Raw genomic sequence first — 14,905 nt, 5'->3', positions numbered from 1 at the left:
ATGGCTGCATCGAGCCCCAAAGCAGCCATTAACCGCAACAGTTTTTTCCCTGTTGAATAGGTGGGCAGGCTACCGTTCCGTAGGAGCAAAAAACACAGCAATCTCCGGGCAACGGTTTCAAAACGGTTTTGCATGAAGCGCATTCGTAGAACCACTGACAGGCATCCGTTGGCATGGTCTCGACTGCGGCATGGCCGCACTCAGGACAGGTAATTTCGCTTTCCAGCTTTATGTTCAGGTCATTCATGGTGTCACATCAGGGTTATGAGAAAGTCATTGATACGGGCCTCGTTAAAAACGATCACCCATGCGAGTACAGTCAGAACGGTGCTCCCGAGCAGCCATCCGTTCATATGAGGCAGAGAGCCTTGTCTGTGGCACAAAACCCATGCAGCAATCAAAAGCGCAGTAGCGATGGCCAATACGTAAAAACTGGCAGCGGCAATCTTTCCAAACACAGCAAGCCAGCTTCCTCCAAGTCCCAACAGCATCATCGTCATTGGCAGGACGCAGCATGTCGCTACACCAAGCGCGGACAGTGAACCCATGTAGCTTGCCCAGACTGGCTTGTTCATGGTCGTGACGCCTTCCAAAGTGCGAACATCGTGCGCGTTGCTTCCTGCTCCCACAGAGGGGCGGTTGCAGCGGCCAGAAAGAATACCGTCGTTGCTAACAGGATCACGAGTGTGGAACGACGACGTGACGCGCAGGCCCACCGTCGCAAGACGCGAAACCAAGCCCATGCCAGAACGAACCCTACGACGATAACGATGGGAACGCGGTAGGCAACGAATGGTCCCAAATACAATAGCCACGTTCCGCCCAAGCCAAGGATCGAAAAGCCAATTGGCAATACGCAACACGACGCCGAGACAAGCGCCAGCAGTCCGGCAAAACCGATGACGATGCGGCTTGGCCCGTTTGACTGAACTTCAGATGACTGGTCGAGACTTGTTTCCATGCCACCGTTATGCATCCTGTAGCGACTACAGGATCAAGAAGGAAATGTTCACATGATCGCGATTGGAGAGGCGGCACGTCAAAGCGGTGTCCCGATAGAAACGATCCGGTACTACGAACGGGAAGGCGTTGTTCCTGCTCCGAGACGTGCTGCAAATGGCCGGAGAGTGTATTCAGACAAGGAAGTGGGTCGGCTGCGCTTTATCAAACGGTGCCGTGATCTTGGTTTTTCGATCACGGAAGCCAAGGGTTTGTTGTCTCTGTCCGAAGGTGAAAACGACAACTGTGCCATGGTGAAAAACATTGGAACCGCGCACTTGAGTGCGGTGCGATCTAAGATTGCAGAATTGAAAGCTTTGGAAGCCGCTCTCAAACAACTAACGGCCAACTGTAAAGCTGGCTCTGTCTCTTGCAAGATGTTGGAGGATTTGGCTCGGTAGGGTCGAACAATGGGTTCTTCGAATTTCGATGATGAAGCACTGTCGGTTTCGTCCCGCTTTCCAGACGTAGCTTTTTTAAAGTTCAACGTCCGCTTTAGTGGAAAATGCAGCGCCGCCCGAAGCTGTGTAAGCCCCTTATGTTAAGTACTGGCACAGCCGATTGCAGTTGAGAGCGACAGGATAACCGGCCGTTGTTTCACTAGCTGTATTTAATCGGCGGCACTGGCTTTCACGATGCTTCAAAAAACTCCCATGGAGAGCCCTGCGCCCATTGCGGCACCAAGATCGCAGCAAAGCGCCAACTGATCTTCCGGAATTGTCTTTTCGGCTAGAATTTGTTCCGGTGTTTGCGCGTGCGTGCAAACGATGAGGTGAGTTTGGACCTCCCGCAATCGCCACCCCGTCGCAATACGAGCGATTTGACGCGCCGCGTTTTCGCCGTCTGAACCAGCGCAGACCATCTGAGCATAGGGCCTGCCTTCTAGGCGACCGAGAACCGGATAATAACAGCGGTCAAAGAAGTCTTTTATGACCCCTGAAACGGCAGCGAGGTTCTTGGGCGCGCAAAAGATGTAGCCGTCCGCGGCCAGTAGGTCGTCAGGCTTTGCGTCTGCGGCAGTTTTCAAAGTGGTATTCACTTCTGTCCGTGCAGCTGAATAGGCCGCTTCGGCCATCTGACGGCTGCCGCCGGTGCGCGAGTGATAAACGATAAGCAGTTGCGCCATATCGGAAGCATATCTTGCACGCCGTAGCCGTTAAAGCAGCATCGGCGCATTTACAGCGTCCGTCTCGATCAGGGAGTGAGTGTTCCGATCAACTCCAAGGACCGGATTGCCGGGCTCCTGTCGGTCCAGGGCGCATCCTAACATTTCTTGAGGACCGGTCTTCGCCAGCCATCTGCCTCAGGGCTGCAATCCGGTTTGCCGTCGATGGGTGCGTCGAAAACAGATTGTCATGCTTATAGGCATGCAGAGGATTGATGATGAACATATGGGCCGTTGCCGGATTTCTTTCCGCGGTCATGTTGTCGATCCGCGAAGCGCCCTGTTGAATGCGTTCCAGCGCGGAGGCGAGGGCAAGCGGTTGGCCACATATCTCCGCACCGGTGCGGTCAGCGGCGTATTCTCGAGTTCTGCTGATCGCCATCTGGACCAGGGCGGCTGCCATTGGTGCCAGAATCATCAGCGCAAGCGTGCCAACAATACCAATGCCGTTATCCCTGCGACCACCGAAGAACATCGCGAAGTTGGCCAGCATCGTAATGGCACCCGCAAATGTTGCGGTGACGGTCATAATGGCTGTGTCATGATTTCTGATGTGTGCCAGTTCGTGCGCAACAACGCCTGCCAGTTCTTCCCGCGAGAGCGACTGCATCAGACCCGTTGTCACTGCTACGGCGGCGTTTTCGGGATTTCTTCCAGTCGCAAATGCGTTCGGCTGTGGAGTGTCTATGAGGTAGACCGCCGGCACTGGCATGCCGGCATTTCTGGCGAGGTCTTCCACCATCTTTGATAATCCGAGACGATCTCCTGATGGCATTGGCTGCGCATTGTGCATCCGCAAAACCATCTTGTCGGAGTTCCACCAGGTGAAAGCATTCATCCCCGCAGCCATCACCAAGGCAATAATCATGCCGCCGGTTCCGGCCAGTAGATAACCAAGACCCATGAACAGAGCCGTCATGGCGGCCATCAACATTGCGGTTTTCAAGTAACTCATCGCGCTCAGCTCCTGACGTGGAACCCCGGTACTTTAGTCTCCTAAAATATAAGAACAGTTGATATGTTGAAGAACTCGGTGAAGCGAGGCACGAACCGCCGTCATTCCGCAAGGACGTTAGCACTCATGGATTCTTAGAGTGGTCAGTGCCGATGATACCGGTTCACCAAGGCTTGAATCTCGCTGCTGTGGCGCACCACGTTTAGGAACCCACCGAATACTTGCTGAGCGATCGAATGGCGGTCGCCTGAGGGCAGACCGAATTCTCTGGATTGAATTAGAGGGCCGTGTTGCATTGGTTTGATCTCCGGAACTATTGTTGTGCCTTTCTGGAACCAAACCTAGACGCCTGACGTTTGTGAGTCTGTGAAGCAGATCACGCGCGCAAGTGTGACTTCAAATGCGGGACATCTCAGCCAAGCCAACTGGGGTTTTGCATCAACATGTTGTGTTGGGGCGAATCGAATCACACCAAATGATGCTGTGAGCCGAAGAACACTTAGGAGTTTCCAGCGCGATTATCTGCAAAATGCGTCGCTGTGCGGTCAGATGTTGTATGGTTTACGCTACGTCAAGTAAAAGGTGAATGGATTCAACGAGTTGTTGAAAGATCGTCTAAGCGGCTGATTGCGCTGCAAATCTAATTCACACATTCGTGGAAAATTCTACGGTAGAGTCGTCAAGCTTTTGTTTTTGCTAGATAAAATAAGAAATTCTTCTTGAATATGGGTGCATCGCATGGCTATCTACAACTAAGAGTGGATACTGGAGGCACGAAAAGATGCACAACGGAACAAGTAAATACGAGGCGCCTGCCCAAGCAGCAAACATGCGCCCTTCACAAGCTGCGCTGTACACAGGCTTGTCTGAATCGACACTGGCCAAGCTTCGCATGCGCCATATGCGAGACGGCGGCCCGAAGTACATAAAAGTGTCTGGGTGCGTGATTTACCGGCGCTCCGATCTGGACGCCTGGATGGACGAACACGTCATCGAAGGAAATGGCAATGCGTAGGCACATGAACTCGCGAGCAGCGTCTTATTTCGCCGTGTCCGCTGACAGGCATTTTGACGAGATAACGACAAAAAACCCTTCAAGTGAGGCGCCAAACTAAGCTGTAAGGGCTCACCACAGTCAGAAGCACCGTCACCTATCCGTGAAACGGTTGTTTCTCAAACCACTAAAAAGTTGAAATTCCGGGCGGTGTCTGCGTGACAGCGGATGTTTCCGCTCGGCTTCAGCCAACACAAAGAGAGAAAATGAAATGATGATGAATAGCTTGGTCAGTCACGCTGACAATATCGATCGCCTGAACAAGTTGCGGATCCCCGTGACTTTTACAGAGACGCCGTTCGGGAACCTCTCCCAGGCCAAGAGCGAAGATATTTCTTGGTTGGAACTCACGAACAAGTTTCGTGATGGGGGCGATAGTCACGCGGTCAGTGATCTCGCCAACGAGTCCGAAGCCGCGGTCGATCACAATCCGACTTGCCCGCGATCCGGATTCTGGAGCCCTTCGAAATACGAAATGGACTCCGATGGCCATTTCAACTTGGTGGGTGTTTCTTGTGTGGTGCTCGACGTAGGTGGTTTGACCCCGGATGAGCTGGACGAAATCCAGTCTAAGCAAGGTGCACTCGGAGATTTCGCGTGGTATATGCATGTTTTGTCTTCGCACTCCGACCGCCATGCCGACGTCCGTTTCATTTTTCCCTTTTTTGAGCTGACACGACCAGCTGAGGCCTATGACGCTTCAAGGTTTTTTGCGAGTGAGCTGGCCGAATATCTGGCGCCTCTGTTTCGCAAGGTGAAACCGGAAAGCTTTGATTTGTATCGCTTCCTGAGCTGGCCAACCAAGTCTGAAGAACAACAGTATCCGCCAATCCGGAACTACGGAGCGCCGCTTTTTTCGGATCTGTTGGTGGATTCCACTTCCTGGCAGGAGACCTGAAGGTGCTGAACGGAAAAAACGATGAGACTGGTTGCAAGGCAGATGCTGGCATTTGTTGGCCCGCCGAATTTAGCCGCACGATCGCACCGGAAATCCTTCAAGACTTGGAGTGGGGGAGGATCGAGCAGCTCACTCAGATCGGGTTTGATCTCCAGGCAGCAGTTTTCTTCGCAAAACATGAGAGCTCAAAAAGGGAAGAGTTGGCTCGCGTGATTGGGGTCGGGAAAGCCCTGCTGGCTCATGTCCACTGGGAAATCGAAGAAGCTGGCGGAGGTTACTTTTGCACCCTCGAGATTGGGTCTCCGCCTGAAAATCTGCCTCAACTCGATTTTTGGGGAATGCACATAAATTGGTCTGAGCTGCAGGCAAGGGAGGCCGGCAGATGAACGTATGTTGTGCAAAGAATGAAGCTATAGATACATCCAACCGTAGTTGTCCCAGTGTAAAAAGCTCGAACGGAAAAAAGCGGAACGATAAGCATCGCCTCGCTATCTCGCTTGGCACCACACGAAACCTCGTCTTGTCAAAGATCAAGATGAAAGACACCTCGACGGGTCGGCTCTACGCGATGCTGGACACGCCCGATGTGGCTGAGACGATGACGTTGGCGCAGTACCTCGCGCTCGAAAAAGGCGCGAAGAATGAGGTTAAGGCAAGCGCCGGTAACTGGTCGTTTTCTGTCTACAGTGGCACGAAGCGCCGGAAGGCCGAAGTCGTAGGGCGCTGGGGCCTGGTGTTCGACTTCGACCACGCGACGCATGAGCAGATCGAGTTCATCCGCGACGGGCTGGCAGAGATCGTCCGTTGGGATTTCCACATGCACACGTCGCGGTCGCATATCCCGGAGAAACCACGCTGGCGGCTCAGCCTGCCATTCAACCGTATGGCAACGCCGGTCGAGGCGAACGCGATCAACAGGTTGATGACCCGCTACATCGCCGAGTACCCGGACGAGGGACTCGAACTGGTTGACCTCAAGTCGTTTGACCTGAACCAGATCATGTTCCGGCCCTCGATCTCGAAAGGTCAAGAGTTCCTGTCTGAGCGGAACACGGGTGAAATCCTGGACGTTGACGACTTCCTGGCGGACCATCCCGAGTGGACCGATCCGGTGAACCTACCGCGCCAGGAGGGGGAGCGGAGCGCAGGCTTCGATCCTGATGCCAAGATGGAGGACCCACGCGAGAAACCGAACCCGATCGGCCCGTTCTGCCGCGCGTTCACCGTCGAGGACGCCATCGCACAATACATTCCCGAGGTTTACGAGCCTGACGAGAATGCCGAGGCCCGCTACCGTTACGCCCCGGCTGACGGTGCGTCTGGTGCCGTGGTCATGGACGACGGGCTGTTCCTCCAGTCTTTCCACGCGAACGATCCGGCAGAGGGCCAGCACAACGCCTTCGACCTGACGCGTATTCATATGTTCGGGCACCTCGACAAAGACGTGCGCGAGGGCACATCACCGATGAACTGGCCGTCTACGAAGGCGATGATCGAGTTCGCGAACGGCCAGGATGAAGTGGTGGCCGAGCAATACGCGGAGATGGATGCCACGGTTGACGAACTCGATGACCTCGATGACGAGGACGAGTCCGAAAAACCTGCACAAATTTCAGACAAAGCTGACCTCGATGACGAGGCAGTCGATCTACTGGGCATTGATGACCTGGAGGATCTGCCGGATGACGAAGAGCCGAAGAAGAAGAAAGGGCCTGACTGGCGCACGAACTTCCGCCGCAAAGGGCAGGGCGGCGCGGGCGGCCTGGATACCAGCCTCAACAACGCCGCTCTCATCATCTCGAACGATAAGCGGATGAAGGATTGCGTGGGCTACAACGAGTTCACCCAGGACCCGGTTTGCTTCAAGCCGATCCGCGCGCCCAAGATCGAGACGCCGTCCCGCAATGTGGAGCGGCGCGACCGGAAGCGAGGCCGCCGCTGGGAGGAGCAGGACGACATTGCCATCGACCTGATCTGCTCGGGGAACGAAGCCCGTGGCGGCTACGAGGTGGACTTCGCCAACGTGACGCTCCAGCGGGCCGTGGTTGCGGCGGGGATGCAGAACCCGATCAACCCTGTGAAGCAGGACATAGAGGACTGCTGGAGACGCTGGAAGGCCGAAGGTTCGCCGACCGGCAATCTCGACACCTACGGCATCCGCTACCTTAAACTGCCTGACACACCGTTCCACCGCGAAAGTCCGGCGATGTTCATCGTCGGCTCCGTGGCGCGGACCTACGAGCCGGGCTGCAAGGTGGACTGGATGCCTGTGATCGAGGGCTTGACCGGCTCCGGTAAATCAACCTTCTACCAGGAGATTTTCCTGGAGGAGTTCGTGACTGAGTTGAAGTCGGGCTTAGATGATACGGGCCGCCTGATCGAGCAGACCCGAGCCTACCGGCTGGTCGAACTGGCGGAGATGACCGCCGCGAAGAAAGTGGACTCGAACACGCTCAAGATGCAGCTTTCCTCGGCCAAGGATGAGTACCGCCTGGCCTACGGCAAGCGCGAGGTCGTGTTTTACCGGCAGTTCCTTTTCGGCGGCACGTCGAACGATGACGACTACCTGACCGATCCGACCTCGACCCGCCGCTTCCACGTCTGGCGCTCGCCGCTGAACAAGCACAAGCGCGTGGACCGTGACGGCCTGCGGGCTGAGCGCCACCTGATCTGGGGCGAGGCGTATCAGCGGTATCTGGACATGCGTGAGGAGCAGCCCCACGGGCACCTGTTCCTCGATCTGGATGGCGCTGTGGCCGACGAGCGTGACGCGGTTGCCGAGCAGAGCCGGAAGCGCACTGTGCCCGAGGAGATCGCCCTGGTCGTCCAGGAGTGGCTGGATAAACCGGAGCGCCAGTGTGACGTGATGCTGGACGCCGATGGCATGACCCTGGACGAGTACGAGGGCGACGAGACGCTGGTGATCCGCAATATGGTGACCGCGAAAGAGGCGTACCTGGCGTGCCACCTGGACGAGTCTCTGACTGCGTTCGGCAAGACCGACCCCCGGACATACGGCAAGGCGCTCAAGTACGTTCGTGGGTGGGAGCAGATCGGCAAGGTGATCCGGTTCGACAACCGCAGCCAAGTGGTTTGGTATGCCCGCGACGGAGTGGACGGGCCGCGTTGGATTCCGGTCGGCGAGCAGGCCCAGGAGGAGGACCTTTTAGGCTGATAGAGTCCGAATCTGGAGCGATCCACAAACGAGTGAAAGCCCGCCGAAAGGCGGGTTTTTCTTTGGTAGAGAGTTCTACGGCGTGTGGTCTACAATTCGTTTAGGCGGAAACCGGGCCTGCTTTTCGGTTTTAGGCCAAATATCCATTTCTTAGGAGTAACTGAGAGATGCGGATTACATTAATTAAATCAACAGCCTACGGGATACTTATCCAGCTATCCATTGAATTTCCTATAAACCCATGTGCAAATAGTGAAATATGTGTTTTTTCGCTCTCCGAGGGCGGCCCGTGCTGCATTCCGGTGTTTTTTACCTTTTTCATTTTTTATAGACTACCGATACTCTAGTTTTGATGGATACATGGATATTTTGGATATTAGTTAAACGAAAACATGGGGTTATCTGCATCCATTGCTCGGAAAAAGAAATGGATATACATGGATACATGGATAAGGAAGGAATCTGGGTTTCCTGGGTTCCCCCAGAACGATCTCCAGGTTGCCGTGCCCTTGGGTGCGCTCCAGATCGAAGCCCGGATCGACTAGTTAGCTGCGCGCTGTATTGTGCCGCTGAGCCAGGTGGTGGAAGTCGGCCGGACAATGCGGACTGAATTGACTGATTTATGGATTCTATGATTTAGCGTTTATAAGTTGGGCCACCATTTAGATGAAACCGCGTCAAAACGGCCGTCTGTCGTCTCGCGCAAATCCCCAGAAGAAATGCAACAAGCTATTGAGGAAACTTGATGAATTGCCGGTTCTAGTGATGTCCCCTAGAGGTTTTCCAGAATCCTCTCGACCCGCGCTCAGCGCCCCCCACGGCAGCCCATTGTTTCCGGAAAGGACCCAAAGCGTTCTCGATATGGAAACGGTATTCCATGACAGTTAAAAATCTGGCCTCTACCTTGCGACATGCGATCACCATTTACCGATCATTCGCAAGTTTGCTAAGAACACTGCATGAAGACGGGAACGCGTGTAATCGTAGCCTTTGGCGAAGGCACTAATCTTGATCCATCACCGGGCAAGGTCATCGACTTGCTGGTCGGATCGGAAAACGGGCTGCTGATCAAAGTTCTGCATGACAACGGACAGGAAAATTGGCACCCGGCAAAGCTGGTCAGTCCATTACTTCGGCCTGTTCCCTGAAGCAAACATCAGTGCAGCCAGGCGCTGCAAAGGGATTCTTGGATGACAGGTGCGATGGCGGATACCGCAATTGAGGCTTATACCGCTGAGCTTCTTAAAGCCTATGATACAGGTTGCCAGATCGCACCAATTTCCGATGGCGACCCTGCCTTTGATGACGAAGCCGCGTATCGCATCGCACGTGAGATCACCGAGCTTCGCGAGGCTCGGGGCGAGAGGCAGGTGGGCCGCAAGATTGGTTTCACAAACCGCACGATCTGGCCGATCTACGGCGTCTCGGGCCCGATGTGGGGGCCGGTGTGGGATACAACTCTGCACGAGATTGGTGATGGGCTGCACACTTTGCCGCCGGTGTCCGAACCTCGGCTTGAACCCGAGATTGCTTTTGGCTTGAAGTCCGCGCCCCAGGTTGGAATGAGCGAGGTTGAGCTTGCCGCGTGCATCGATTGGGTATCACACGGGTTTGAGATCGTATTTTCGCCCTTCCCTGACTGGCGTTTTTCCGGCGCGGACAGTGCCGCCGCTTTCGGCCTGCACAGCGCGCTCTATCTCGGCCCGCGGTTGCCCATGACGCAATCAATCATCAACCAGCTACCGCGCTTTCGTATCTTGCTTGAAGGGCCGGACGGCAAGCGGCTGACGGGCTGCGGCGCAGATGTTCTGGACGGTCCTTTAAGGGCGCTCGGTTATCTTCTCGACACGCTGGAAACCGACCACGGTGCAACGCCCATCGGGGAGGGGGAGATCATTACCACAGGAACCTTGACTGACGCAGTGCCGATATCGCCCGGCGACCGCTGGACCACCCGGCTCGATGGCATCGACCTGCCAGGCGCGACGATCGCCTTCCGCTAGCGTTTTTGGCGCGCACTAAAGAACTCCTCATGGGCACGTTGGGTGGGGTTCGATGCCGTGCAGCCTCTTCAACATAGGACCAATCTCTAGCGTATCGCCGTCAAAGACAGAGATGTCGCCCTTGATCGTGATTGATTGCTCGGCTGTTGCCCTCGCTGTCGATAAGCAAACCACCACCGGCAGACGCTTCCTTGGAAAGCCGTTCGGTCTTTTTGTAATATGGTGTGAAGCCGGGCTTTATCTCTATATCAGGTGGGGGCATGCGTGCATCGAGATCTTCGAGCCCGCGCAGCGCGTCTTCGGAAAACCCTCGTAACCTCCGGGCTGGTCGGCTGCTCGCGTTCGGCGATGTACGTTTCTTACCAAATATAGATGACCCAGATGCCAAACAAATGTTCATTTCTCGGGTTCCTGAAGTATCTTTTGCTCCAAAGGCGCACCTTGCAAGGCTATGGTTAACCTTAGGTTAATTGCTCTATCTTTCAGTATGCAATGACATACCCCACATCTATTTCATCGTGTCCAAGGCCCGTCATTCAATCAATCAGATAGAACCCACCCAAAGGCTGCGAGACGCCGCCAGATGCACCGCTACGGCTAAGTCTACGGGCAAACGCCGCCGCAATCCTTCTCAGCAAGGTTACTTCCCAAGCTTTGGCATTAAATCCACAAACTTTGGCCGAATTTCGAAAGTTTACTGCGCTTGCTGTGCATATTTTTGATGCGTCAGACGCATAGCGCCTTAGAAGCGTGGTGTCTTAGAAGCACCGCTCTGACACAACAGATGCTTCGGAGTTCGAAATGAAGAAAATTACAATTAAAGTTATGTGCTCGATTGCACTTCTCGTGAGTACACCTGCTGTAGCAATGGATTCCATGGACGTTGAATTCCAGAGCCAAAATGAAATGCAGCACAGTGGCGGTTGCAGAAAATCAAGCCCTCGCGGCCAATGCTGTCATGCAGGCTCCAAACCACTGCACTGCCACTAATAGCCAAGATGGATTGTTTTATGAAACGCGTTCTTACCGCCGCAACTGTCGCATTCGTTTGCTTGGCGTCTTTTGCCAGCGCCGCTCAGATTGTGACGGGCAAAGCAACGAAGGTCCGCGATGCTGATACCGTGGTCGTTAAAGGTGTGCCAATCCGCCTAAATGGCGTTGATGCGCCAGAAAACGGAACACAAGCTGGCAACGAAGCCACCGCCGCAATGAAACGTTACCTGCGGGGCAAAACTTTGAATTGCGAGCTGAATGGTGATCGTACCTATGACCGATGGGTTGGCGTCTGCTTCACGGAAGAAGGCCACGACATTGGTGCCGTTATGATTGCAAATGGATATGCGTTGGACTGTCGCCGGTATTCCGGAGGGAGGTATCGCAATCTGGAGCCTGCTGGTGCGCGGTCGCGGTTACCGCAAGCTCGATACTGCTGAAGCGTTTCGAATATCCCCTTAGGCATTGGGACCAGTGTCTAAATTAGTCGTGAAATAGTGAGAAAAGCAAATCCACTGTTATTCTTTGCTCTTACGGACAACACCCGTCGTTCTATCAATCGCAAAGATCGAGAGTGACACAACTGGGCTAAGCCTTTCTGTTGCCAGATTCTTCTGTACAACGAGAGGTAGCAGGCAGAGCGAAAACACCCAAGATGCAGTCCGAGAGAACCCAACAGATCCAACGAAGCAGACTTGTGGGTCTGTTCCTGTCTTTGTGTGGATACCGCTATCGCGGCGCGGAAATTTTGGAGAATAGCCTAAGCCTAAGGGGGAAGTATCCCCAGGAGGTGAGTTTTTCTAAGCTGACACGTCCGTCATCGGTCACAAAGACCCTAGGCTTCCCCACGGTGGTCGTTTCCCTAAAGGGCGGGAATGACATCTCAGTGGCAGGTGTAAGCCGGGCTGATGCCGGTGCTTTTGTTTCATCCCTGAATGCTGCCTGGCGCCATCACTTCGTCGAACAAGTAGACAAAGCAGATGCAGAGCTGCGAGAGTTGGCAGAGGTCGTGGAGCGCCTTGAACAACCTAGGCGCTATCCATCCGCATGTCTTCTGGAGCCATTTCTCGCTTGGGCAAGCCAAGTTCTGAGCACGCTCCCGGAGAGCATCCCGGACGGCGTACTGCCTGACGGTCAGCGCAAGGTACTGGATGCAGTGATGCGGTTCCAAAAGGCGCCACAGCGTATGCGCGACACAGCCATTGAAGCCTTTACCGAGACCGAGTTGGCAGAGGTTCAGGAATTCATGGACACGATTGAGTCCAACCCACTGACACCGGAGCAGCGATTGGCGGTTGTCACCGATGAGGATGCAACGCTTGTCCTCGCGGGTGCCGGTTCAGGTAAAACAAGCGTCATAACTGCCAAAGCGGCTTATCTGATCAAGCGGGAAATCCGCAAACCAGAAGAAATTCTTCTCATGGCTTTTGGGAAAGCCGCTGCGGCTGAGATGGCGGATCGGATAGAAGAGCGGTCTGGCGCTGTTGTGGATGCGCTCACATTCCATGCTCTGGGCAACCGGATCATCCGGGAAGTCGAAAACGGATCGCCAGCCTTGGCGCCCCATGCCAGTGATGACAAACTATTTGGGGCGTTGTTACGGGATATCTTGTTCAACGATGTCGCGTCAAAGCCTGGTCTTGGATCATTGCTCCTCAAGTGGTTCTCCGAGTTTTACTGGCCCTACAAAAGTGAGTGGGACTTCAAGACCAAGGACGAGTATTTCCAATACGTCGAAGCCCATGAACTTCGCACGCTCAAGGGCGATCTCGTCAAAAGTTTTGAAGAGTGGGAGATCGCAAACTGGCTGTATCTCAACGGCATCGCCTATGAATATGAGCCAAGCTACGAACATGACCTCCCGGAAAACACCCGTCAGGCATACACACCGGACTTCAAGCTGACGGAAAGCGGTATCTATATCGAGCACTTTGGTGTGCGGCGATCAAAGAAGGCAGACGGATCGTTTCATCTTTCAACGGCACCTTACGTTGATCGGGACGAGTATCTCGCCGGCATGGAATGGAAGCGGAAGGTTCATGCGGATCACGGCACGACCCTCATCGAGACCTTTAGCTACGAGCGGGTTGAAGGCGATCTCACAGAAGCCCTGGCTGAAAAGATCGCGCCATATGCCGAAGCCCAACCAATTCCCCAAGATCAGGTTTTTGATACTCTGTCTGAATTGGGCCAGGTGGATGCGTTCACTCAGACGCTGGGAACATTTTTGCGGCATTTCAAGAGTTCTGGAAGTTCCGTCGAGCATTGCCGGAGCCGGGCGGCAAGATCCAAAGATGCCCCACGCGGAAACGCATTTCTAAAAATCTTTGAGCCACTTCTCGAAGCGTATCAGCGCCGCCTTGGCGATCGGATCGACTTCGAAGATATGATTGTGCGCGCCACTGAACATGTCATATCCGGAAGATATCAAAGCCCGTATCGCCATTTGCTTGTGGACGAGTTTCAGGACATCTCGGAGGGCAGAGCGAAACTGCTCCTGGCCCTAAAGCAGCAGCACACGGATGCACGTATCTTTGCGGTTGGTGACGACTGGCAATCGATCTACCGCTTCACAGGTGCGGACATCCATCTCATGCGCAATTTCGGAAAGGAGTTTGGTGGCACGTTCGACGGACAAAGCGGTGTGCATAGCACAGTTGATTTGGGTCGGACATTCAGGAGCGTAGACAAGATCGCTCTTCCAGCGCGCAGTTTTGTGCTCCAGAACCCGTCACAAATTGAAAAGCAGGTCATCCCCTTTGGAAAGACCGACGAGCCTTCGATTAAGGTCGCTTATTATGGCCGTGGCGGGGAAGACCAGTCGCTGCAGTCAGCATTGGAGAATGTTGCAGCTAAGTTAAACGGCGAGAAAACGAGCGTCTTGTTGCTTGGCCGGTACCGGTTTTTGCAACCTGAGAACCTATCGCGACTTGGCACAAAGTATCCGGGACTCAGCATACGATTTATGACTGTCCACGCTTCAAAGGGACTTGAGGCGGACCATGTCATCATCTTGGGCGCTGCTACCAATCGCATGGGATTTCCGTCAGAGATTGTCGATGACCCACTGCTTGATCTCGTCTTGCCAGAAACTGAAAATTACGATCACGCAGAAGAGCGTCGTCTATTCTACGTTGCAATGACCCGGGCACGTCAATCTGTCATCGTCCTTGCCGATCGCGAGAAACCATCTGTCTTTGCCCGTGAGCTGGTAGAAAAGCCGGAATACGGCGCCATTGAACTCGGAGAGGCTGGTATCGCCGAACATCGATGCGGCGCCTGTGGCGGCCGCATGTTGGCCCAAACCTCCAAGAAAGGTCGCCTCTATTATCAATGCGAGCATCGCTATCTCTGTGGCGAAATGCTGAGCCCCTGTAGTGAATGTGGGAAAGACCTACCAACTGCTACGAAAGCAGACAGCAGCACCTTGCTTTGCAGCTGTGGTGCGAAATTCCCAGTCTGCCCAGAATGTTCAGACGGCTGGCTCGTCGAGCGAAAGGGCAAATGGGGAAAGTTCTTGAGTTGCGTGAAATATCCGCAATGCACTGGAAAGCGAAGCTTGCCGACCGAGCGTAAAAAGCCTCGGACGCGAAAGTAGTTCTGTTTGGCGTGTAAAACGAATGAAGGGGTACCATGCTTCGAAAAAGCATAGCTCGTTCGTGC

General features: G+C 54.3%; 14 protein-coding genes. 9 read left to right on the top strand and 5 right to left on the bottom strand.

The features are described from left to right. Nucleotides 1-28 precede the first annotated feature (28 nt). From AC2D8V_RS10750 to AC2D8V_RS10740, 3 genes are read right to left on the bottom strand one after another with little or no spacing between them, the layout of a single operon-like run. Nucleotides 29-247, bottom strand: coding sequence for a GDCCVxC domain-containing (seleno)protein (locus tag AC2D8V_RS10750; protein ID WP_484733522.1), 219 nt, complete (start codon nt 245-247; stop codon nt 29-31). Between the two features lie 4 nt (nt 248-251). Then, entirely contained in the window at nt 252-575 is a 324-nt protein-coding gene (locus AC2D8V_RS10745) for a hypothetical protein (RefSeq protein ID WP_484733521.1), read from the bottom strand. Further along, nucleotides 572-961 carry a hypothetical protein gene (locus tag AC2D8V_RS10740; RefSeq protein ID WP_484733520.1) on the bottom strand — a complete coding sequence of 130 codons (390 nt, stop codon included), beginning with the start codon at nt 959-961 and terminating at the stop codon, nt 572-574. Before AC2D8V_RS10740 ends, AC2D8V_RS10745 begins: the two co-directional genes overlap by 4 nt. A gap of 52 nt (nt 962-1,013) precedes the next feature. Between AC2D8V_RS10740 and AC2D8V_RS10735 the strand changes: the two genes are divergently transcribed. Beyond that, nucleotides 1,014-1,400, top strand: coding sequence for a MerR family transcriptional regulator (locus AC2D8V_RS10735; RefSeq protein ID WP_484733519.1), 387 nt, complete (start codon nt 1,014-1,016; stop codon nt 1,398-1,400). A gap of 239 nt (nt 1,401-1,639) precedes the next feature. Here the strand turns inward: AC2D8V_RS10735 and AC2D8V_RS10730 are convergent, their stop codons facing one another. Beyond that, nucleotides 1,640-2,125: a flavodoxin family protein gene (locus AC2D8V_RS10730; RefSeq protein WP_484733518.1), complete on the bottom strand. Its 486-nt coding sequence runs from the start codon at nt 2,123-2,125 to the stop codon at nt 1,640-1,642. Nucleotides 2,126-2,213: 88 nt separating this feature from the next. Beyond that, on the bottom strand, nt 2,214-3,119 hold the full coding sequence (gene htpX, locus AC2D8V_RS10725; protein WP_484733517.1) for a zinc metalloprotease HtpX: 906 nt from the start codon (nt 3,117-3,119) through the stop codon (nt 2,214-2,216). A 781-nt stretch (nt 3,120-3,900) separates the two neighbouring features. Between htpX and AC2D8V_RS10720 the strand changes: the two genes are divergently transcribed. The 8 genes from AC2D8V_RS10720 (at nt 3,901) to AC2D8V_RS10685 (ending at nt 14,840) form a co-directional block, all read left to right on the top strand. Beyond that, nucleotides 3,901-4,134, top strand: coding sequence for a helix-turn-helix transcriptional regulator (locus tag AC2D8V_RS10720; protein WP_484733516.1), 234 nt, complete (start codon nt 3,901-3,903; stop codon nt 4,132-4,134). A gap of 250 nt (nt 4,135-4,384) precedes the next feature. Then, complete coding sequence (locus AC2D8V_RS10715; protein WP_484733515.1) at nt 4,385-5,071, top strand: hypothetical protein; 687 nt, start codon at nt 4,385-4,387, stop codon at nt 5,069-5,071. Between the two features lie 2 nt (nt 5,072-5,073). Further along, entirely contained in the window at nt 5,074-5,457 is a 384-nt protein-coding gene (locus AC2D8V_RS10710; RefSeq protein WP_484733514.1) for a hypothetical protein, read from the top strand. A gap of 149 nt (nt 5,458-5,606) precedes the next feature. Further along, the gene (locus AC2D8V_RS10705; RefSeq protein WP_484733513.1) at nt 5,607-8,246 is read left to right on the top strand and encodes a VapE domain-containing protein; all 2,640 of its coding nucleotides are present in this window, start codon (nt 5,607-5,609) and stop codon (nt 8,244-8,246) included. A gap of 959 nt (nt 8,247-9,205) precedes the next feature. Beyond that, nucleotides 9,206-9,394 (top strand): hypothetical protein, encoded by a 189-nt coding sequence (locus AC2D8V_RS10700; RefSeq protein ID WP_484733512.1) that lies wholly within the window; start codon nt 9,206-9,208, stop codon nt 9,392-9,394. Between the two features lie 42 nt (nt 9,395-9,436). Beyond that, nucleotides 9,437-10,249 (top strand): 2-keto-4-pentenoate hydratase, encoded by an 813-nt coding sequence (locus tag AC2D8V_RS10695; protein WP_484733511.1) that lies wholly within the window; start codon nt 9,437-9,439, stop codon nt 10,247-10,249. A gap of 1,010 nt (nt 10,250-11,259) precedes the next feature. Then, entirely contained in the window at nt 11,260-11,682 is a 423-nt protein-coding gene (locus AC2D8V_RS10690; protein ID WP_484733510.1) for a thermonuclease family protein, read from the top strand. Between the two features lie 350 nt (nt 11,683-12,032). Next, nucleotides 12,033-14,840: a UvrD-helicase domain-containing protein gene (locus AC2D8V_RS10685; RefSeq protein ID WP_484733509.1), complete on the top strand. Its 2,808-nt coding sequence runs from the start codon at nt 12,033-12,035 to the stop codon at nt 14,838-14,840. The last annotated feature ends 65 nt before the right edge of the window (nt 14,841-14,905 follow it).

This window comes from Roseobacter sp. YIN89, from assembly GCF_057219365.1.
This window is presented reverse-complemented; position numbering and strand designations above follow the sequence as displayed.